This window comes from Vicinamibacterales bacterium (genome assembly GCA_036012125.1).
Lineage (GTDB): Bacteria > Acidobacteriota > Vicinamibacteria > Vicinamibacterales > UBA823 > UBA11600.
Map to the genome: position 1 here is coordinate 1 of DASCOS010000028.1, position 21482 is coordinate 21482.

At 52.2% G+C, this 21482-nt stretch carries 16 protein-coding genes; 15 read left to right on the forward strand and 1 reads right to left on the reverse strand.

All coding sequences use genetic code 11. From position 1 onward, the window contains the following. The first annotated feature begins 27 nt into the window (after window positions 1–27). The 5 genes from pseG (at window position 28) to QGH09_09385 (ending at window position 5145) form a co-directional block, all read left to right on the forward strand. A complete protein-coding gene (pseG, locus tag QGH09_09365; GenBank protein ID HJO18391.1) occupies window positions 28–2115 on the forward strand; it encodes a UDP-2,4-diacetamido-2,4,6-trideoxy-beta-L-altropyranose hydrolase in 2088 nt (695 codons plus the stop codon). Between the two features lie 19 nt (window positions 2116–2134). After that, complete coding sequence (locus tag QGH09_09370) at window positions 2135–2971, forward strand: inositol monophosphatase family protein (protein ID HJO18392.1); 837 nt, start codon at window positions 2135–2137, stop codon at window positions 2969–2971. Window positions 2972–2982: 11 nt separating this feature from the next. Beyond that, on the forward strand, window positions 2983–3822 hold the full coding sequence (locus QGH09_09375) for a class I SAM-dependent methyltransferase (protein HJO18393.1): 840 nt from the start codon (window positions 2983–2985) through the stop codon (window positions 3820–3822). A 65-nt stretch (window positions 3823–3887) separates the two neighbouring features. Then, on the forward strand, window positions 3888–4133 hold the full coding sequence (locus tag QGH09_09380; protein ID HJO18394.1) for a glycosyltransferase: 246 nt from the start codon (window positions 3888–3890) through the stop codon (window positions 4131–4133). Between the two features lie 19 nt (window positions 4134–4152). Further along, entirely contained in the window at window positions 4153–5145 is a 993-nt protein-coding gene (locus QGH09_09385; GenBank protein ID HJO18395.1) for a glycosyltransferase family 2 protein, read from the forward strand. Here the strand turns inward: QGH09_09385 and QGH09_09390 are convergent. Then, on the reverse strand, window positions 5135–6097 hold the full coding sequence (locus tag QGH09_09390) for a hypothetical protein (protein HJO18396.1): 963 nt from the start codon (window positions 6095–6097) through the stop codon (window positions 5135–5137). The genes QGH09_09385 and QGH09_09390 overlap by 11 nt on opposite strands. Window positions 6098–6493: 396 nt before the next feature. Between QGH09_09390 and QGH09_09395 the strand changes: the two genes are divergently transcribed. The 10 genes from QGH09_09395 to QGH09_09440 all read left to right on the forward strand — a co-directional run bounded on the left by QGH09_09395 (window position 6494) and on the right by QGH09_09440 (window position 21475). Then, window positions 6494–7453: a methyltransferase domain-containing protein gene (locus tag QGH09_09395; protein ID HJO18397.1), complete on the forward strand. Its 960-nt coding sequence runs from the start codon at window positions 6494–6496 to the stop codon at window positions 7451–7453. Between the two features lie 56 nt (window positions 7454–7509). Next, entirely contained in the window at window positions 7510–8058 is a 549-nt protein-coding gene (locus tag QGH09_09400) for a GNAT family N-acetyltransferase (protein HJO18398.1), read from the forward strand. 6 nt (window positions 8059–8064) lie between these two features. Further along, a complete protein-coding gene (gene asnB / locus QGH09_09405; GenBank protein HJO18399.1) occupies window positions 8065–9825 on the forward strand; it encodes an asparagine synthase (glutamine-hydrolyzing) in 1761 nt (586 codons plus the stop codon). Window positions 9826–9853: 28 nt separating this feature from the next. Continuing rightward, entirely contained in the window at window positions 9854–11161 is a 1308-nt protein-coding gene (locus tag QGH09_09410) for a glycosyltransferase family 39 protein (GenBank protein HJO18400.1), read from the forward strand. Window positions 11162–11199: 38 nt separating this feature from the next. Then, window positions 11200–12396, forward strand: coding sequence for a glycosyltransferase family 4 protein (locus QGH09_09415; GenBank protein ID HJO18401.1), 1197 nt, complete (start codon window positions 11200–11202; stop codon window positions 12394–12396). Beyond that, window positions 12384–14336, forward strand: a complete 1953-nt coding sequence (gene asnB, locus QGH09_09420; protein HJO18402.1) for an asparagine synthase (glutamine-hydrolyzing) — start codon at window positions 12384–12386, stop codon at window positions 14334–14336. Before QGH09_09415 ends, asnB (QGH09_09420) begins: the two co-directional genes overlap by 13 nt. 134 nt (window positions 14337–14470) lie before the next feature. Further along, window positions 14471–16237 (forward strand): ElyC/SanA/YdcF family protein, encoded by a 1767-nt coding sequence (locus tag QGH09_09425; GenBank protein HJO18403.1) that lies wholly within the window; start codon window positions 14471–14473, stop codon window positions 16235–16237. 136 nt (window positions 16238–16373) lie between these two features. Beyond that, a complete protein-coding gene (locus QGH09_09430) occupies window positions 16374–17516 on the forward strand; it encodes a glycosyltransferase family 4 protein (protein ID HJO18404.1) in 1143 nt (380 codons plus the stop codon). After that, entirely contained in the window at window positions 17513–19363 is a 1851-nt protein-coding gene (locus QGH09_09435) for a thiamine pyrophosphate-binding protein (GenBank protein HJO18405.1), read from the forward strand. Before QGH09_09430 ends, QGH09_09435 begins: the two co-directional genes overlap by 4 nt. Before the next feature lie 270 nt (window positions 19364–19633). Further along, on the forward strand, window positions 19634–21475 hold the full coding sequence (locus QGH09_09440) for a hypothetical protein (protein HJO18406.1): 1842 nt from the start codon (window positions 19634–19636) through the stop codon (window positions 21473–21475). Window positions 21476–21482: the final 7 nt, after the last annotated feature.

Here is a 21482-nt window from a genome sequence, read left to right on the forward strand (position 1 = left end):
CCTGCAAGTTCAAGAGAAATATCGAGCATGACTGAGTCAACGGTCATTGTTCGGACCGACGCTTCTCTCACAGTCGGAACCGGCCATGTAATGCGCTGCTTGACACTGGCAAGTGCTTTACGAAAGCACGGTGCGGCAGTGTCGTTTATTTGTCGTGATCACGACGGCCACCTTTGCAACCTCATTGAGAAACGTGGCTTCAGTGTTAGTCGGCTGCCCACGCCCAACGCAGTTGCTGACACTAGATACAAGTCTTCTGGCCTGGACCGCCACGTATCTTCTTGGCGGGAGGATGCGACCCAAACCATTGCTGCCATTGACGCTCTAGGGTTAGAGCCCGACTGGCTTATCGTCGATCACTACAACGTCGATGAGAAATGGGAAACCGTTTTGCGCACATCGGTCGACCGCATCATGGTCATTGATGACCTGGCCGACCGGAGGCACGACTGTGACCTACTGCTGGACCAGAACCTGGTGGGGCAGATATCTACCCGCTATGTCAATAAGGTGCCGGAAACGTGTAACGTCTTGCTCGGGCCCAAGTACGCTCTACTACAACCAGTTTATGGGGAAATATGTGAGCGGGTTCCTGCCCGGAGCGGCTCGATACAGCGCATCCTCATTTCTGTGGGCGGCACCGACCCCGATAACCTAACAGGCCGGATTCTCGCTGCCTGCTTGTGTCTTGACAGACCGGATATCGGTGTTGATGTGGTTCTTCCCACCGCTAGTCCTTATGCGAAGAAGCTTCGCGAGCAGGCAGCCAGCCTTGCGCACGTCCATTTGCATCGTAACTTACCAACATTGGCTCCCCTAATGGCCCAGTCTGACTTGGCGATCGGCGCCGCTGGAGCGACCAGTTGGGAACGCCTGTGTCTAGGTCTTCCGGCACTTGTTGTTACCGTGGCAGACCATCAACGTCCTATTGCTGACGAGCAACAGCGGCGTGGGCTTATTCGCTGGCTTGGCCATAAGGATCAGGTAACCGAGTCGAACGTTAAGCAAGCTTTGGAACAATTGTTACTCCAGGGACTGGATGCGGCGTGGTCAAATCGCTGCCGTGCAATGGTTGATGGCCTTGGGGTACAGCGAGTCTGTGAGTCCCTAACTGGTATTACTGAGACCGCCGAGGGATCGATACGGCCAACTCGTAGCCGGAGCAATCAAGTCAGAAAACGACTGTTGTTTACTGGTGGCGGTGGGGCAGGTTCGGAGGCACTCTACCGATTCCTATCCGGCCGGTACGATGTTCATTTTGCTGATGGTGATCCTGAGGCTAAGCCTCACTCTGTGCCGTCTCGCTCTTGGCATCCTATCCCATTGGCATCGGTCCCTACCTTCGTCAAGGAATTGGATCGTCTTTGTCAGGCTCTTGACGTGGACCTTCTGGTTCCAGGAGTTGACGAGGAACTCCTGTCCATCTCGCAGGCTCGGAATACCATGGAATGTGAAGTCTTACTACCGCCAACCGAATTTATCGAGGCCCATCTAGACAAGTTGGCCTCACAATCCTTGCTGAGAACCTTTGGATTGTCGACGCCTGAAACTGAACCGCTCCGAGAGCGCCAAAACGTAGCCTTCCCTTGTATCGTGAAACCGCGTCGGGGCCGGGGATCGCGTGATGTGGCCGTCGTTCACTCAGAGCAAGAATTGCAAGCACATGTCTTGCTTTCTCGCCGCCAACCGGATGACTTCATCGTACAAGCTTTCCTTCAAGGACAAGAATACACAGTCACGGTAGTGGCAGACCGAACGAGTGATCTGGGTGCGATTGTTCCAGTGAAAGTGACTGTGAAGAAGGGAATTACGTTGCGTGCGGAAACCGATTGCGACGAAGAGGTGATCGCTGCTTGCGTGAAGATACATGAAGCACAGCCTGTTGCTGGATGCTTCAACGTTCAGTTAGTGAAGACCCTTGAGGGTGTCGCGAAGCCGTTCGAAATCAATCCACGAATTTCAACCACAACGTGTCTGGCTTTGGCTGCCGGTGTCAATTTTGTCGATGTATATCTGGGTGAAGGAAAGGCAATGACTTCAACAACGGCGGGCCTGCTCCCTTTCCGCGATCATCTTCAGTTGAAAAGATCGTGGCGTAACGAGTTCTTTATTTGATGACACGAGGTATCTGGTTGTGACCGCGCCACACGATCTCGATCCAGGGCACACGATGATCATGGAGGCTGTAGTCAAACTGGTTCAAAGTGTCGGATGTTCGCTTCAGTCTTGGAAAGCATCGGGTGGAGCTGAGGGCACCTGGGAAGGTTCGCAGTTTCACGCCAAGGCGGATCAATGGGCACATCAACTGATCGGTGAAGGCCTTTCAAACCTGAAGACAGAGCTTCCGGTCGTCAGTGAAGAAGATCTATTGCCTGCAACGACCACCGACGTAACCCGATATTGGTTAGTTGACCCCATCGATGGAACGGCCAGTTACGCAGAAGGATTCGCTGGCTATGTAACCCAGGTAGCTTTGATGGAGCGAGAGCATCCAGTGTTGGCCGTCGTGTTCGCCCCGCACTACCAAGAATTGTTTTCGGCGGTGAAGGGAGGGGGAGCGTACCGCAATGGAATCCGTCTCCCTCTGGAATCGTCATCTTCGTTGACCTTAATCGATAACTATCCCTCGCCTCGTGGCGTTGCGGAGGATTTGTACAACGAAATGTCCTTCAGACGTTATACGGAATGTGGCAGTATCGGGCTCAAGATCTGTCGCGTAGCGGAAGGGGCGGCCGATGTATTTTTTAAACCAGGACAGGTTCGAGACTGGGATTTGGCAGCACCCCATTTGATTCTTCAAGAAGCAGGCGGTCACCTACTCGACGCAACTGGCAATGAAATTTCTTACGGAGCTTCACGGAGACATCAAGGTTTGGTCGCAGCGAGAGAAGACGAGCTGGTGCATCACGTAGCGTCTTGGTACCACGATCGCATCTTGGGCAACCAAACGGTCATCAAAGGCCGATGTTGACCGAAGCAGAGATGAAGAACACTAGCCGCCTGTTTGCACGTAGCTTGGATTTCTTGCGTGCAATATTTAGAAAGTGTTCCCGGGGGAAGTACGGTTACGCACCGTTGTGTGAAACTCCACTTGCCCAGCCCTCTGAGTATTATCGGCTGTGGCACGAGGCGAAAAGTCGTACGTATCCATCCGTTGATCGCTACGAACAGGATTGCGAGGCCGCGATTGAGCCAGACTGGTTTCACCAACTCGCGTTGCTGACACAGGTGGTTATCAAGCGGTCAGAACTCTGCTATCAGCACGGACGTCTGTTGTACTCGACTCTCGTCCGTTACGTACGAACGCAAGGTCGTGACCACCTGACTGTTGTTGATACCGGCACCGCAAGGGGCTTTTCTGCTTTATGTTTGGCCAAGGCACTACACGATATGGGCGCAACAGGTAAGGTCGTGACCTTCGACGTGCTTCCTCATGACGTGAAGATTTTTTGGAACTGTGTTCGTGACGCTGACGGTCCTAGGACCAGGGAGTCCTTGCTCAAAGATTACTCTGGACTGATCAAGCGTTACCTCATTTTTCAGAGGGGCGATACGTATCAGGAACTGGCCAAGATGAGCTTTCCACGGGTAAACTTCGCGTTTCTTGACAGCGTGCATTCGTACGATCACGTCATGGCCGAGTTCTCGTCCATCCGTGACCTTCAGAAAACTGGTGACATTATCCTTTTCGATGATTACACACTTGGAGTTTATCCAGGAGTGGTGCGTGCTGCAGATGAAATCTGTTTGACTCATGGATATCTTAAGAACGTTGTAACCGCTAATACCCAGAGACGGTACCTGGTCGCCGAGAAACGGTAGGCTCGGCAGTTAAAAGTTGGAAGACGAGTTATGGGCACTGGGCGTGCTGGCTACTTTACGAGGCGATGGCCTGTGGACTACCGATCATTGGAACTCGCGTTCCAGGGATTCAGCAAGCGCTTATTCACGAGGAAACTGGTTTTCTCTGCGGGACGACACCGTCAGACATCAGGGCCGCTCTACATGAGGTGCTCGAGCGTTCTGAGCTCCGGGAACGCGTGTCGTGTCGTGCTCTGGCATACGCCCAAGAGCGCTTCTCACTTACGCGGATTGCACAGCAGGAACTAGCTGTGTTGACCACTTTGTCCTAAGCCGAGCACGGTCTGTGTGATGGGTCATCCACTAGTCAGCGTCATCATGGCCGTCCACAATGCGGAAGATACGCTGAAGGAATCGCTGGCTAGTGTATTGGGTCAAACATTTGGCAACTTTGAGGTGATCATTGTTAATGATGGTTCAGGTGATCGCACCGGCGACATTCTTCAACTGGCGGCCGCACAGGATTCACGCGTCAATGTATTTACCCAGGGACAGCGCGGACTCACCAACTCACTGAACCGGGCAATTTCTGTCTCCCAAGGCCAGTACCTGGCACGGCAGGACGGTGACGATTTATCGATGCCGGAGCGTTTTGAACAACAAGTGCGTAAGCTCGACGGGGATGAGGGTCTTGCTGCAGTAGGGACGGCCACGGTCATTATTGACAAGCAGGGCAAACCGATGGGCCGCTTTCCAACTGCACACGGGGCCGCTGCTGTCAGAGATGGACTACGTGCACTCAGAACGACACCCGTCCACGGTTCGATGATGCTGCGAAAAAAACATTTTGATGCCGTGGGTGGCTACCGTGAAGCCTTTTCAGCTTCGCAAGACTTTGACCTATGGCTACGGCTGACCGAGCAATTCACCATCGACAATCTTACCCAGCCGTTGTATCAGTGGCGTATCACTCCTGATTCGGTCACGGCAAACCGCCGCCAGCTTCAGCTTCAGTACGGTGGGATAGCTCTTGCCTTTGCACACGAGCGGAGGAAATATGGTGCCGATTCTTATTCCTTATTAGAGCGCTGTGCCGGTGACCTTGAACACTTTGCCGCACAGTACCGTTTTCGCGGTCGTGTGTACGGATCCTGGGGCGACTCGCTATTTCGGGCACTCAATGATCCCCGCACGGCGCGTCTTTATCTCGGCCAGGCGATTCGATGTGGTTCCTTACATCCCTGGACCGTTGGCCTGTTCGCTTGGAGTCTTCTGGGATTGCGCTGGCCGGGACGGAAGCCCCTGCCCAATTCTCCGGCCGGAACGGATCAGTCTACCGAGTAAGGAACTCTTGGAACGAAATCGTGCGAAATCCATCAACTGATGGAGCAGACCACTTGAACGGATCATGAACCCTCGTAAAACTGAGATCAGGGTGAATCGGTAGCCTTTTAATATCGTCGAATTCGTATGGTGGTCTCAGATAGTAAGGTTTGTTTCGGATGTAGTTCGCATTGAAGGCGCGATTTGTCTTCGAAAAATATCTCCGAAAATGCCACATTGTCTTGAAGCTGTAGGGAGCGGCGTATTCAAACGACCCTAGCATCGACATGTCCATGCCGAAGAAAAACACTTCTTTGAAGCCCATGTAGTGCAACAAGGGATAGAGGTTAATCGCCGCCGAGTTAATAAAAGGCATACTCCGAAGTGTCAGGAGGCCGCGCGAGTCATCGGGATGATAATAGCGTTCTGAGTTGAACTCTTCTTGTTCGTGTGACTGTGCAAACAGATGTAAGTTATCGTGCTCAAGCCCTGCTGGGAAGTGTCTCTCGAGCAACTCTTTGTTGGCAATGATCTTGACTTCTTTTCCTAAGCGATGCACGAGATCATACGGGGAGTCTTTAAGAAATGCTCCAGGTTTCCATCGAAACCTCTTGTGTGGTCCTCGATGTGGGCGCCATGATTCGAAGTAGCGGTCAAAATTCGTTTTCATGTCTTGCAGGATTGGTAGATGTATACGCTTTAGCAACCAACGGGACTCGATATCAGCCAGGAAGCCTCGGAAAATGAAATTGTGCAGAGAGTTCCCCTGGCACTTTTCCGGGAACTGCATTAAGTAGTAATCGGGCTTCACCCCACTCGCCAAGAACCATGGTGTTAGTGCCTGTGCTTCAAGAAAGATGACCAATTGTTTGTCCCAAAGTTTCTGGAAGTTGAATTCCTGTTCAAATAGCGAAGGACCTCCAAAAACGATGCCAGCTCGTTCACCTTGGTGAACATTCTTAAGATTCTTCATTGATTGGTCGCCGCGTTTCTTGTGTAGATCACCTCGGATGAGACCTCGGTTGTGGTAGCTGAGCACAATAGCACAGCATCCACCTGACATTGACGCTTAGTGCAGTTCAAATATAGTCTCGACCGCATTTCGAATCTACCATGTTGAGTAAAGGTAAGAGTTACTAAATGTAGTGCACCGATCAATTTGGATGAGCTGGGCGTACAAAGGAGGCGCCTCCAGTAGATCGAAATGAAGCCGCATATCCTTCAATATTTTCGTTGTCCTGAGTGTCTAGCACCACTGAGGCTCGACACGAACGCCATCAACATTGTAGAGCGCGATTCGGCTGCCAGACTAGTTCCGTGCTCTGGGCTGTGTTCCTCTTCAGGCCATGGGCAACATCATCATGGCTGCATGGAATGCACGCAGATCGAAGTGATGAGTGGCACCTTGGCGTGTACTTCCTGTAGTAACCGCTATCCAATCGACCACGGTATTCCCAAGCTTTTGATACGGGATTCCTCGGCCGATGATGTTGTAAAAGCAAGAACTGCTCGTAGTTTTGGTTACCTCTGGGGCCGTGTCGGACCGATCGCTCATGTGACTTCTCGTCCGTATCATTTTGAAAAGATGTCTTCTGCACTTTCCCTGCCAACTTTGACAGGGTTTGTGTTGGATGCGGGGTGCGGAGAGGGCATCGACCTCGCCAATCAGGCAAGAGACCCTGGCGTGGAAGTTGTTGGCGTGGAGCTGAGTGATGGTGGGTGTCATACGAGTTTTGCACGTGTGGAGCAGTTAGTCGGCGCTCACGTCGTTCAGGCTGACCTCTGTCGCTTGCCGTTCGATGAGGCTACGTTTGATGCGATCTACTCTTACGGCGTTCTCCACCACGTCCCCACACCGTTTCGAGCTACAGCCGAGGTTGCGCGTGTTGGTAAAGGCGGTGCACAAGTAGCGGTTTACGTCTATGAAGACTTCAGTGAGCGGTTCGTTGGTTGGCGTTGGTTGCTCCATGCCGTTAACTCCATCCGCGGTCTTACAACGAAGCTGCCGCCACGTCTTTTATTTTGGTTTTGTCGGCTTGCGTCGCCTCTTATTTATTTTCTGTTTACCGTGCCCTACATTGTGTTCAGTCGAGTTCCAGGTTTACGCGCTGTTGCGTTGAGTTTTCCGTTCCGACATGCACGAGGACCGTTCAGTCTCGCAGGCGATCTCTACGACCGTTTCTCAGCTCCGGTGGAGTACCGGTATAGCCGCACAAGTGCAATGGCATTATTGCGCCAGGCGAAGTTGTCTGTAACCGGCGTGGCGTACGACCGTGGCTGGATGGTAAGGGCTACTAGAGACGAACCAGCAAGGAGTGCCAATGGATAAGGTGTCCGAGCACCTGTCGGTGCTGCCGCTGCCTCGGTTGGCGTGAGTGACGACTAGTGACTGAGATTTCGAGAGCTTTGGCTGTTACCAGAGACTACCTTCGCTTAAAGGGCTATCAGGTGAGTTTAGGCGAGGAATTGCGGTTTGATCTTCTGGGGCCGGAACATACTGAATTAATCTTGAAATGGCGAAACGACAAGGAAATTGTTGGTGCATTTGCAACTACAGATGGCCTGAGTCGTGAAGCTCATGAACAGTTTCTCGCTACTTACGAGGTGCAGGACCGAATTGACCTTGTGTTGGTTGATGAGTCCACGAACACGCCCATCGGAATGTTCTATTTGACAGGTGTGTCGTCGACGAATCCGCAGATTGGTAAGTTTATCGGTGAAAAGCACTACCGGGGAAAAGGTCTTGCGAAACTGGCCACACAAGCATTAATTCGATTTGCCTTCGACCATTTACAGCTAGTTGAACTCTACGCTCACACTAGAAAAGACAACCGGAACAACATCCGTCTCAATCAGGCTTTGGGTTTTCACAGTGAGTCGGTAGAGGCAAGAAGTGCTGGGATATTCGTTATTATGAAGTTGCAGAGAAGCTGACCTAATATGTGCGGAATTTTTGGAATCGTCGGGGACAGAGCCAGTCGCCACGCGGGGTCCTCTGGGCGTCGTGCTGTTGAGCATCGGGGTCCTGATGCAGAGGGTCTCTGGACTGATGGCAGGGTGGTCTTCGCGCACTCTCGGTTGAGCATCCTAGATTTGAGTGCGGACGCAAATCAGCCTTTTTTTCAAAATGAGCAGCAGGTAGTTACCTATAACGGCGAGATCTTCAACTTTGAAGAATTACGTCGTGAGTTAACTACAGATTTTCAGTTCAAAACATCGTCTGATACGGAGGTGTTATATCGCTTACTGGAGAAATGGGGGCGCCAGGGCCTCAGGCGTCTGAATGGGATGTTTGCATTCGGATACTACGACCGAACGCAAAAGAAATTACTACTGGTCCGTGATCGGTTCGGCATAAAACCACTTTATTTCTTTCATGATCATAGAGGCCTCATTTTTTCCTCTGAGCAAAAAGCGATTTATCCGTTCATTGAAGAAGGGGTTGATGAGCGGGCGTTAGCCGAGTACCTATCGTTCAAGTGCGTATCGGGGCAGAGGACGTTGGTGCGTGGTGTGTCTGAACTCAATCCTGGGCACTGGCTGGAACTGGACGTGGTAACGAACCGAATGTCGATTGAGCGGTGGTATGAAATGCCTCGTGAGAGAGATCAAGTGACTCCTGATTTAATGGAATCAACTGAATGTCTCCTAGAGGACGCTGTTCGTTTGCGGCTGATCAGCGATGTGCCAGTGGGACTTCAACTTAGCGGCGGAGTGGATTCCTCGATTATCGCTTACCTCGTGTCCACTAAAGCTGGTAAGAAACTGAATTCGTACTCGATCGGATTTCCCGGCGATGCGCAGGACGAATCCAAGTACGCGGAAAAGATATCGGCTCAACTGGGGCTGAATCATCACCCCATTGAGTTCACAGTGCGTGATTTTATGGAGTTATGGGAGCAGGCGACTTATCACAATGATGAACCCATCAACCATCCGCACTCTTTGCCAATCTTCAAACTCAGCCAAGTGGCACGACAGGACGTGAAGGTGCTGCTTTCTGGAGAGGGTGCAGATGAGACCTTCCTCGGATATGAACATCATAGGCGTTACCTGAGTTTGGCCTCGTTGAAGGAAGCGTGTGCCTTTCATCAATTTCTTCCGTTAAAGGTAGTGCAAGAGATGTTGGGGAACTTGGTCCTTACGTTCACCGATCAATTAGGTGGACGTCGGGACTGTGTAAAAGGCTCCGCGACTAAAAGTGGCAACGCTAAGCATATGGTGGAGTTCAGTCTTCATTTGAACTCTTTACTTAATCGAATTGACAAGATGTCCATGGCTCACGCTATGGAAATAAGGACGCCGTTTTTGGATTACAGGATTGTTGAACGAGGTTTAAGGGAAAAGGTGGCCAACCTTGTTGGAGAGGACGGGGATGAAAGAAAGCGCCCCTTGATGAAGTTGTACGAGAAGTTCTTCGGTGACGGTCTGTCGCTGAGAAAGAAAGTAGGTTTCCGAGTCCCATTTGATGAGTGGTTATGTGAGGACTCCAAGTTTCGTGAATATGTTATTCAGAAGATTCTCTTGTCGGAGGGTGCTGATTTATTCGCCTCGGGGTACGTCGAAGGTCTTGTCGGTCGCCTGCACCGAGCAGAGTTTGTGCCATCCACTTTTCGAGAGGCGTGGGTTGTTGCTAATTTCGCCATATGGAACAAGGTGTTCAACGAAGTACGCCATGCGTCTCCATCTCTAACAGAATAGCTGAGACATTAGTGACCGTTACAGCGAGATGATGTCCACTACCTCGGTCGACAGAGGCCGACCGTTCCACTGGTGTTCAGACTGGCTAGGACTAGTTCTACTTGCCTTCGGTCTTCGCCTTGCCGCGGCACTTGTGACCGACTCATTCCATCATCCGCAAGTCTATGAGTATGAGAACCTCGCACGAGCCATGTTGGACGGACGAGGTTTCACCTTCCGTCACCTAGGGATCACGTATCACTCCTATGCGCCACCCCTTTATGCGTGGTTGTGCGCGATGATCTATTCAGCCGGCGGGACTGTAGTGGCGGTGCTAGTTGTTCAGATGTTAGTAAGCGTCGGTCACGTCGTCTTGGTTCAAGTACTTGCCGAGCGTCTTTTCCAGCGACGCGGTGCAGGGCTTATTGCCGGCTTGCTGATGGCCCTGCACCCGGGACTGATTATCTACGCCAGCACGAAGGCACACCCGCTCACTTTTGATGCGTTGTTCTTCACTCTCGTATTGTGGCAGTTTTGGCGGCTCCGCGATCAACCCAGTTTCGGACGAGCCGCAGTAACGGGCGCCGTGATAGGGCTCGGAGTGCTATCGCGGGCGACCATCGGAGTCCTCTTGCCCCTTGGCTGTTTGTGGCTGCTTGCTACTTCAGCGCGACAGGATTGGCCGAAATTATTTGCACGCTGCGTTGCAGTTGGGGTGTGCGCTGTCGCCATTGTTGCGCCGTGGACGATTCGGAATACGCTGATTCATCGCCAGTTTGTGCCGATGGTTACAGTGGACAGCGAGGTATTCTGGCGCGGTAACAACCCGGCGGCGACTGGGCATTCCTATATCGATTCCGGTCGTTTGGTAATCGACGCGATGTCGGCAGAGTCAAGGGCCGAGTTGCGTCAGTTGCCCAATGAGATGGAGCAGTCTAGGTGGTTTCGACGGAGAGCGTTGGAGTTTATTGAAGCTGACCCGGGTGCGTTCGTGCGCCTAACGATACGAAAGCTATTTTATTTCTGGTGGTTCTCGCCACAAACAGGTGTGCTCTATCCAAGGCTGTGGCTATATGGCTATCAGGGCTACTACCTGCTGGTTCTGTTTCTGTCTGGATTCGGCTTATGGAGCATTGCCAGGCAGAGCCGCCGTATGTGCGCGCAACATGGGGCCCTGCTTATCGTCGCATTTCTCGTAGGGCTCTCGGGCTTGCAGAGCTTTTACTATGTCGAGGGCCGGCACCGATGGGCGATCGAGCCGCTGATCATTGTGCTTGCCGGGGGTAGCGTGGCGGGATTGTCCCGTGCCGTTACGACTCGATGGCGTAACCGAGTGGCAGCTAGCAACATCTGTTGAATAAAGTCAGGGTTGCAAGAGACTGTTTCACGGAGAAAATGGAAAAGCCAACACCGAGCGTATTAATGGTCACGGGCGCCTACTTTCCCGAGGTCAGTGGTGCGGGTCTGCAGTGTCGTGAGTTAGTAAAGCAGCTTCATAGGTCGGTTCGGCTTACCATTCTCACGACTACCGCCGACCCAACCGCTCGAATGATTGACACGCAGGATGGTGTGCCGGTGCATCGTGTGTTCATCGACCCTTCAAACCGATGGTCGAAGGTTGTTGGCGCAGTTCGTTTGACTGTGGCAGTATTTCGAAATCGTCATCGCTTCTCAATCCTTCATCTCCATGGTTTTTCCCAAAAGTCCATCTTGCTGAGTTGCTTTGCCGTACTGAGGCGGTGGCCGATTGTCATTAAGATGACGTCGGTAGGGCACGATGACCCCGTGTCGATGAAAGCCCGTGGCGGGCTAGCGTATCGGTGCTACTTGCGTGCCGCACTGCATGTCGGTGTAAGTTCACGGATGACAGTTCTGTATGAGCGCGCTGGACTACCGCTGAAGCGATACCGGATAATTCCGAACGGGGTAGACCTCGTCAGATTCCGACCGTCGGATGAAGCCGAACGCCAAACACTTCGACACCAGTTGAAACTTCCTGCCACAGGCCATGCGGTGCTGTTCGTGGGGTTCTTTTCAGCGGAGAAATGTCCAGACCGCCTGTTTGACGCTTGGGCCAGCCTCGCCCTTGGGTGCCCCGAGATCGGGCCGCTTGTGTTCGTAGGGGCCACGCACTCGAAATACTATGAAGTAGACCCACGGATCGCCGAGAGCATCAAGCTTAGGGCGAACGAGTTAGGTCTCGGAGCTCGTGTGGTTTTTGTTGAGCACACATCGCACATTGAGCAGTACTATCGTGCCGCCGACATTTTTGTCTTGCCGTCACAGAGAGAAGGGCTACCGAATGTGTTATTGGAAGCAATGGCGAGCGGTGTTGCTTGTATCGCCTCTCACCTTGACGGGGTGACCGATGATTTAATCGAGGACGGTGTAAATGGACTACTCGTATCACCCGGTGAAGTGGCTGAATTGAAAACAGCGTTACGGGTCTTCGTTGATTATCCAGAGCGGCTGAGCCTACTGGGTCGTCAAGCGCGTCAGACAATCGAAACACACTTTGCAATCGAGCAGACAGCACAAGAGTATCTCAACGTTTATCGTTCGTTAATGGAGCGACCGGCATGTGCGGCATAGCTGGCATCGTCGATTTTGATGGAGGCGTTGTTGATGAGTCCCTCCTTGGTCGGATGTGTGAAGCCATTAGGCACCGTGGTCCGGATGACAACGGTATCGTTCGACTGGGAGGTAAGACGCTCGACCAGGGAGACGCCTCAGTGGGTCTAGGGAGTCGGCGATTAAGCATTATCGACATCGCCCAGGGCCAACAGCCAATGACCAACGAGAACCGAACTGTGTGGGTCGTGTTCAATGGTGAAATTTATAATTTTGCCGAGCTACGGCAAGTCCTCGAACAGGCCGGCCATACCTTTTCGACTCACTCGGATACTGAAGTTATTGTCCATGCATACGAAGAGTACGGTGATGCTTTTCCCGCTGTGCTTGATGGAATGTTTGGATTTGCTGTGTGGGATGTAAGACGTCAGCGCCTTCTACTCGGTCGGGACCGCTTCGGAAAGAAACCTTTAGTGTATGCAGAGCTCGGGTCGCGCGTCCTGTTTGCATCGGAGTTGCAGTCCCTCTTATCAGCACCTGAAGTCCCTCGCGAGATCGATTTCGAAGCAATGGGCGCCTACCTGGCCTACATGGCGATCCCAGCGCCTCTCACGATTTATCGCCATGTTCGAAAGGTGCCGCCTGGACATGTCCTAATTCACGACCGGCAGGGCACCCGTATAGAACGATATTGGTCCTTGGATTTCCACTCGAAAACGACCGATGATCCACGTGACGCGGTGCAGCGCGTGCGAGAGCTTTTCACTGATGCCGTGCGAAAACGGTTAGTTAGTGAGGTGCCCTTGGGTGCTTTTCTGAGTGGGGGTGTCGATTCCAGTGCGGTCGTGGCCACGATGGCGAACCTTTCTGACACCCCGGTTAAGACATTTTCAATCGGATTTGACGAGCCAGGATACGACGAACTTCCGCATGCTCGTCGAGTTGCCCAGGCGTTTGGGTGTGAGCACCACGAGCTCGTTGTTCGAGCGGACGCGATTGAGATGCTTCCATCATTGGTGCGGCATTTCGGTGAACCCTTTGCCGATTCATCAGCAATTCCAACTTCATACCTTGCAGCTCTTACTCGGGAGCATGTGACCGTGGCCCTTAACGGTGATGGCGGTGACGAACTGTTCGCCGGTTACGGCCGCCACATGGCGAGTAGATGGGTTGAGACCTGGCAGCGTGTGCCAGTGCCGCTTTGGGGATGGCTTGCGAAAGTGGCTGATAGGATGGCTGGTCAAGCGGCCGATGCCCGCCGGCCTTTGGCACGGTTGGCACGCGTTATGCGAGGTGCCGCAGCTGAACGGTCGGTGCGCTACCGCCATTGGGTGGGGGTGTTTGACCCCGAGCTGCTGGCGTGTCTTGGCGGCGATTCGTTGCCTGACATAGACCCTGTGAAGGGCCAGTTTGCAGAGGTGACGGACCTAGATGCGGTGGACGCCATGCTGGCCGTTGACACGGCGTACTATTTGCCGACCGATTTACTGGCGAAGGTGGACATTGCATCTATGATGCACTCACTTGAGGCGCGGTCACCGTTTCTGGACCATAAGTTAGCGGAATACGTGGCCAGTCTACCAAGCAATCTGAAGATTAGAGGATTTTTGTCCAAAGCTATACTCAAGGATGCCCTAAAGGGGCTTGTACCAGCGGAAAATCTGAAGCGCAAAAAACGCGGCTTCGCAGTGCCTGTGGCTCGATGGTTCAAGGCCGACCTGCGTGAGTTTCTCAACGACCATCTTCGACCATCTCGTTTGGCCAGTGCAGGGCTAGTTCGCCAATCAGTCATCGATGAGTTGATCACGAAGCATCAGTCTGGTGCTGCCGACTATGGTCACCACCTATGGAGTTTGTTAATGCTTGAACTCTGGCATCGGGCCTTTATGGGTGGTGATTCTGTAAGGGATAATCAGCCCGGTATGTTCCCTGACACCATCAGGACACCTCAGGTAACATGAGGTTGTGGTGGATTAAACGTTTGTAACCACACAGATCCTGCGATTGGAGTAGCTTACTCTTGCTCACCGGTCACGACATTCTTTGCATTTCCTCAATAGACTGGCGGTTTATCTGGCAAGGTCACCAGGAAATTATGTCGACCTTAGCAGCCAACGGGAATCGTGTGCTCTTTATCGAGAACACCGGTATCCGTACACCTACCATTCGTGACCTGCCGCGCCTACGCCAAAGGTTCCGTAACTGGTGGCGGGGTACCAAAGGTTTCCAGCGGGAAGGGGAAAACCTTTTCATCTATTCTCCGCTTCTCCTACCATTTCCGTACTCATGGATTTCTCGACAGATCAATCGACGACTGGTTACACGTTCTCTGCACCGATGGATGCGGGCCACCGGTTTCCGGCGCCCGTTAGTTTGGACCTTCCTGCCGACGCCATTGGCTCGAGATATCATTCGTAACGTCGATCCTCTACTCACCATCTACTACTGTATCGATGACTTTGCCTCAAGCTCCTCAGGTGCGAGGCGGATCTGGCGTTGGGAGGAGCGGTTGTTTCGGGAGGCCGACCTTGTCTTTGTCACCTCGGCAAAACTGCTTGCTCGAGCGAATAGCTTCCGGAAACAGGTGCATCTGTTTCCGTTCGGTGTCAGCTACCAAAAATTTGCGCAGGTGCGAGATCATGCACCGAATGCCGAAAGTGCTCTTAAACATCTGCAGCGTCCGCTAATTGGTTATGTTGGTGGAATTCATCGATGGGTTGACACCAAACTGCTAAAGTCCCTCGCAGAAGCTATGCCCTATGCCAGCTTCGCACTAGTGGGTCCGGTACAGGCTGATGCTTCCGACCTCGAGGCATGCCCGAATGTGCATTTGCTTGGAGCCAAAGCGCACGAAGACATCCCAAGATATATTGCGAGTTTTGATGTCGGCATTGTGCCCTATCTCCGAAGTGACTACACCGATAACGTGTACCCAACGAAACTAAACGAATATCTCTCGATGGGCATCCCGGTGGTTGCGACTGACCTACCCGAGATTCGTCGATTTAATGCTGCCCATGGAGGCGTGGTTTTCGTAGCAGGGACCGCGAAGGAGTTCACTCAGGTTATCCGAGAAGCCCTAGGGGATACGGCACCAGATGCGGTCACCAGGCGAATCGCTGTTGCAAAGAAAAACAGTTGGGAGTCGCGTCTGGAGAAGATGTCGGATGTGATTGCTGAGGATGTCGAGGCTCGTCGAGTGACAGAAGAACGTTGGGATGAAAGTCTCCGACGGATGTATCGGTCTGCTAGACGGCGCGTTGTGCGAGTGACCGTGGTAGCGGCGGCGATTTATACACTGTTATTCCATACGGGTTTCATATGGTTTGTCGCCGAGCCTCTCAGAGTGGCCGTTCCGGCCAGGCCGGCTGACGCGATCGTAGTTTTTGCTGGCGGGGTGGGAGAATCTGGTCAGGCCGGTGGAGGCTATCAGGAGCGGGTTAAGGAGGCGATCGCCCTTTATAAAGCGGGGAGGGCGGCGCGGGTGATCTTTTCTTCGGGTTATCAGTTCGCCTTCAGAGAGGCTGAGATCATGAAGGACCTCGCCGTTGCCAACGGACTACCCGAATCGGTAATCCATCTGGAGACCCGAGCTTCGAATACTTTCGAGAATGTATCCTTCGTGGATGCAATTCTCAAACGTGAACAATGGCAAAGCGTGCTGCTTATTAGCTCACCCTACCATATGCGTCGTGCACTACTTACATGGAGCAGGGTGGCACCAGAAATAGCTGTGACCGCGACGCCGGTGCCGACAAGTCAGTTCTACACTCATGGCCGTGGGGCCAGCTTCGAGCAAATCAAAGGCATTGTCCACGAGTATGTTGCGATTGTCGTCTACTGGTGGAGAGGGTGGATTTGATCTACGACGCTCCGCCAAGACTAGGGCCGGTAGGTTTAAGGCCGGTTCCCGAATCTCAGTCTTAGCGATGCTCTCGGGTGTTTAACGTTCGTAATTCTGACACCATGTTGCAGTGAATCAGACACGCATCCTTCGAGTGATCGCGAGGCTTAACATTGGTGGGCCAGCCCGTCACGTAATTCTGCTTTCAGCTCGCATTGATCCTGCGCGCTACTCAACGCTGTTAGTGACCGGTCACGAGGCACCCTCGGAAGGGAACATGAGCTCACTCGCAAAGTCGGTGGCGGTTGAGCCGAGGGTTGTTGCGGGTCTGGGTCGAGAAATTTCTTTGTGGCGAGATTTGCTGGCCTGGTTCAGGCTGTACCGCCTGTGTGTTCGCTACCGTCCACACATCGTCCATACCCATACTGCAAAAGCCGGTGTGCTCGGTCGTCTAGCAGCCAGGGCTGCTAAGGTCCCAGTCATCGTCCACACTTATCACGGCCATGTTTTTCAGGGCTATTTCTCTCCTCTTAAGACGCGTCTCTTTCTTGCCATTGAGCGTTGGCTCGGCCGGAGCACGCAGCGGCTTATAGCGGTGAGTGAGGCCGTGTGTCAGGATTTGCTCCAGCTAGGTATTGGCACACCAGAAAGTCTTGTGGTGATTCCGTTAGGACTGAATCTTGATCCGTTTCTGAGGTGCGAGGACCTCCGTGGCCAGCTCAGAGCAGAGCTTGGCCTGCAACCTGACACGCCACTTGTGGGCATCGTGGCTAGGTTGGTTCCAATTAAGGCTCACGAGGTCTTCTTGAAAGCGGCTGCCAAGGTGTGCGCCCGCTTTCCTCAGAGCCGCTTTCTCCTCGTAGGTGACGGAGAACGATTAGCCGAACTCCAGTTGCTCGTCGAGCGTCTCGGTCTACGCGACCGAGTCCTGTTTCTTGGATGGAGACAGGACCTGGACCGTGTACTAGCCGACTTAGACCTGGTGGTCCTGACGTCGCGAAATGAGGGGTCACCAGTCTGTCTCATTGAAGCGATGGCCGCGGCACGACCGGTTGTGGCGACCCGTGTCGGCGGAGTCGCCGATGTTGTCGATGACGGTATTACCGGCTGTCTCGTTGACGCCGACAAGCCGGAAGACGTTGCAAACGCAATTGTAGAACTTCTGGGAGACGAGAATCGGCGCCGAGCAATGGGCGAAGCGGCTCGCCAACGTGTTCCGCGGTTCGGTATCGACCGCCTGGTGTCGGACATGGACCGCCTCTATGGAAATCTACTCACTGAGCGAGAAACACAATGAAACTAGCTGATTTCGTGATCGATTTCTTGGCAAACAAAGGAATAGATAAGGTTTTTGTGGTCTACGGATCTGCAAATGGTGATCTAGTTGACGCATTTACACGAACAGACAAGACCCAATACGTTGCGGTGATGCACGAACAAGCTGGTGGCTTTGCTGCTGAAGGCTACGCCAAAGTTAAAGGAATCCCTGGAGTTGCTTTAGCCACTAGCGGGCCTGGTGGCATGAACCTGGTAACTCCGATAGGTAACTGTTTCTATGATTCGGTTCCTTGTATTTTTATCACGGGTCAAGTGAATTCTAGATTTCTCCGACAGGATGACTCTCTCAGGCAAATTGGATTTCAGGAAACGGACATAGTGTCGATCGTGAAACCAATAACCAAGTACGCAACGATGGTTACCGATCCTAAGTTAATCAAGTTTGAATTGGAAAAAGCGTACCATCTGTGCACTTCGGGTCGCCCAGGTCCTGTCTTAATTGATTTTCCGATGGATGTTCAAAAAGCAGACATTGTGCCAGAGACATTAGACGGCTTTCCGATATCTGAGAGATCAGATTATAGAGAAGGCAATCTAAGGGTGGTCAAAGAGCAAGTAGACCGCTACGTAGACGACCTAGTCCAGTCGGAAAGACCAGTGCTCATGATTGGTGGGGGAGTCAGGATTGCAAATGCGATAGGGGAAGTTAGAGAGCTTGGCAGGCTTCTCAAGATTCCTTGCTTTCCTACATGGAATGCTCTGGACGTTATCACTTCTGATTTCGAGTACTACGGTGGAAGGATTGGTACGTATGGGGGGGCGGGCAGAAACTTCGGTATCCAGAATTCCGACTTACTGTTAGCCATCGGTAGCAGAATTTCAGGTCGTATCACCGGCGGTAACGTAAACTCGTTCGCCCGTGGGGCCAAGAAATACGTGGTCGATGTAGATCTAGGGCTTCTAGAGAAACAAAATCAACAAGTACCATTTGACGAGAATATTCACTGTGACGCTAGGGCATTCATTCGCATGCTGATTGGTAGAGTTAAGGAATTACAGGAACCGGCAGCCAACGATGCGTGGAACTTTAGTCAGTGGACTACTAAAGTTATGGCTTGGAAAGCCAAGTACGACCCGGTCAGGCCAGAATTCTTTGAACAGAAACAAAACGTACATCCATATGTTTTTTTGAGAATGTTATCTCGAGTCTTGGACAGCGACGCTGTCATAATCGGAGACTGTGGAGGCAACATTGTTGTTAGTAACCACTCCTTTGAAACAAAGCACGGTCAAAGATATTTGACCAACAACGGAAATTCGCCGATGGGATTCTCTCATGCAGCTTCCATGGGCTGCTACTTGGCAGATCCAGCTAGGCAGGTTATTTGTGTTATCGGAGATGGTGGATTTAATATGAATATTCAAGAATTACAAACATTCCTAAACTACGATATTAAGGTTAAGACCTTCATACTAAATAATCATATCTACGGTATTACTAAAGCGTACCAAGAAACCAATTTTGAGGGTCGATGCGAGGCTTGTGGACCCATCGGTTATGACCCGCCGGACTTTATAAGAATCTGTAAGGCTTATGATCATAAAACCTTTGTGATTAATTCACATAGCGGCCTAGAGGAAAACATTAAGCATGTGTTAGGACACGATGGGCCCGTTGTGTGTGACGTGAACTGCCACGAACATCATAGCTATGAGCCGAGAATAGTTGGCTGGAAAACGCCAATTGAAGATATGTATCCATACCTACCTCGTAGTGAGTTCAAAGACAATATGTTTATTGCACCCACAGAAACATGGGAGCATCCAGAGTACCCTGACGTGGAAGAAGTGACGGGTGAAGACTAGCCGAGTGGTCTTTTTCGGCACAGTTGAGTCGGCTGTTTCGGATTCGTATTATAACCACCACGAACGTTGATTGTTATAAATAGCCAATAGGTGTGAGCGCGCGCGGTGTTTGGCTCTCTGCCAAGCCGCCGGTGGTTTCGCCCCGAGGGTCCTTAATTCGGATCAGCGGGGTTTTTTTGTTTCTTGCTGAGTTGCAATCTCTTAATCCTCAGTGTTCGGGGTACAATCTATAGTCCGTCCTAGGTTGCACTTTTAGGCTTGAAGTTTCGCATGGCACAGTATTTCTTTCTCGCGCTGTTTTTGTCGCTAGCGTTGGTACCAGTTTGCCGATTCTTGGCGACTCGACGCGGGTTGGTTGCGCTACCACACCGCGATCGCTGGCATGACAAGCCAACAGCTCTCCTTGGGGGCGTTGCGATCGGAGTAGCGACCTTCGCGTCGGTACTGACCTATATTTTTTCGACATCAGGTGGTGAGTTCAGTGTTGGCCGAGGCTACCTGGTCGAACCTACTGGAGATCTTCGCCAAGTTGTTCTACTGGGTTGCGCAGCAGTCATCTTCATTGTTGGTCTAGTCGACGATTTACGTGACCTGAAACCCTTTAGCAAGTTCATCCTACAGATTGTCGTTGCCTCAGTACTTTTGTATTTCGATTACGGTCTAGCTTGGACGGGCCGGCTCACGATTGACAACCTCTTGACGATCGCATGGATCGTTGGCATTACCAACGCGTTTAACCTGCTCGACAACATGGATGGCTTGTGTGCAGGCGTGGCGCTCATCACAGGATTCAGTCTGCTGATTGGCATGGGGCCAGTTTCGGAACTCTCCCTTGAAGTGGTGTTTCTCCTGGCGCTACTCGGTGGAACGGCCGGGTTTCTCGTCTATAACTTTCATCCAGCATCGATCTTTATGGGGGATAGTGGCAGCCTACTCATCGGACTGAGTTTGGCCGTTCTATCCCTCGGTTCTGAGGGTTTGCCCGGGGGAAGCAGCAATCTCCTAACGGTGGTTGGCGCGCCGGTGCTTGTCCTGCTAATACCCATCTTTGATACGACACTTGTGACCCTCTCGCGCATAGTATCGGGTCGAAGTGCGGCGCAGGGTGGCCGCGACCACTCGTCCCATCGGTTAGTAGCAATTGGTCTCTCACAAAGAGCAGCCGTCGGTGTTCTATGGGCCTTGGCGGCCATGGGTAGTGTTGTTGGGATTACGTTGAGCACTCTGAGCCTTGAGTGGTCGGGGTTATTGGCATCAGTATTCATGCTCGGCATCGTGATTTTCGCGGCTTACCTCGCCCAGATCCGAGTCTACGACGATAACGCGGAGCCACTCATCCGTGCCGGAAAGATTACGCCATTCGTTGGCGACATCATTTACAAACGGCGTATTGCTGAAGTTGGGCTGGATGTTGTTCTTATCACGATAGCCTACTACGCGGCATACCAACTTCGTTTCGAAGGGCAAGAGCTCGCGAATTTCTTCGTGCTGTTCTACGAAACCTTGCCGTTTGTCGTAGCCGTTCAGATGATCACGCTGTTCGCTGTTGGTGCCTATCGCGGGGTGTGGCGATACTTTGGCTTAATGGACGCGATTACGTTTACGCAAGGGGTGTTCGCGGGCACGTTCATCACTGTAGGTCTCTTCGTGTATGTGTATCGTTTTGTGTGGTTTTCTCGAAGCGTGTTCCTGATCTACGCGGTGGTGCTTCTTCTACTACTCACTGGTTCGCGGGTGTCATTTCGCGTGATCAGTGAGTGGATTAAACGGGGGAGCCATGCCGGCGATCGGCTCATCATCTACGGCGCTGGAGATGGTGGTTGGGCAGCGGCTAGTGAGTTGTTAGATCGTCAGGACTATTCTTACAAGATGCTCGGTTTTGTCGACGACGATAAGGAGAAACGGCACGATCGGATCCAAGGCTATCCGGTGTTGGGTGATTACGACGCACTAGCATCGCTCATCAAGAAGGGTAAGGTTGATTGTGTCGTAGTGTCGACACAACGAATAGAGGTCGAGCACTTAGGCGAGTTAGAACAACTCTGCACAGAGTACAGGGTGCGATTATCTAGGTTGCAGTTCGACTTGAAACACTTGGTTACCGTTTCTTAATTTTTGC

What these genes read in the sequence shown, in the direction of transcription:
- pseG (HJO18391.1), top strand. Translation starts at nt 28, where the DNA reads ATGACTGAGTCAACGGTCATTGTTCGGACCGACGCTTCTCTCACAGTC.
- QGH09_09375 (HJO18393.1), top strand. Translation starts at nt 2,983, where the DNA reads ATGAAGAACACTAGCCGCCTGTTTGCACGTAGCTTGGATTTCTTGCGT.
- QGH09_09380 (HJO18394.1), top strand. Translation starts at nt 3,888, where the DNA reads ATGGCCTGTGGACTACCGATCATTGGAACTCGCGTTCCAGGGATTCAG.
- QGH09_09385 (HJO18395.1), top strand. Translation starts at nt 4,153, where the DNA reads ATGGGTCATCCACTAGTCAGCGTCATCATGGCCGTCCACAATGCGGAA.
- QGH09_09390 (HJO18396.1), bottom strand. Translation starts at nt 6,097, where the DNA reads ATGAAGAATCTTAAGAATGTTCACCAAGGTGAACGAGCTGGCATCGTT.
- QGH09_09395 (HJO18397.1), top strand. Translation starts at nt 6,494, where the DNA reads ATGGAATGCACGCAGATCGAAGTGATGAGTGGCACCTTGGCGTGTACT.
- asnB (HJO18399.1), top strand. Translation starts at nt 8,065, where the DNA reads ATGTGCGGAATTTTTGGAATCGTCGGGGACAGAGCCAGTCGCCACGCG.
- QGH09_09410 (HJO18400.1), top strand. Translation starts at nt 9,854, where the DNA reads ATGATGTCCACTACCTCGGTCGACAGAGGCCGACCGTTCCACTGGTGT.
- QGH09_09415 (HJO18401.1), top strand. Translation starts at nt 11,200, where the DNA reads ATGGAAAAGCCAACACCGAGCGTATTAATGGTCACGGGCGCCTACTTT.
- asnB (HJO18402.1), top strand. Translation starts at nt 12,384, where the DNA reads ATGTGCGGCATAGCTGGCATCGTCGATTTTGATGGAGGCGTTGTTGAT.
- QGH09_09425 (HJO18403.1), top strand. Translation starts at nt 14,471, where the DNA reads ATGTCGACCTTAGCAGCCAACGGGAATCGTGTGCTCTTTATCGAGAAC.
- QGH09_09435 (HJO18405.1), top strand. Translation starts at nt 17,513, where the DNA reads ATGAAACTAGCTGATTTCGTGATCGATTTCTTGGCAAACAAAGGAATA.
- QGH09_09440 (HJO18406.1), top strand. Translation starts at nt 19,634, where the DNA reads ATGGCACAGTATTTCTTTCTCGCGCTGTTTTTGTCGCTAGCGTTGGTA.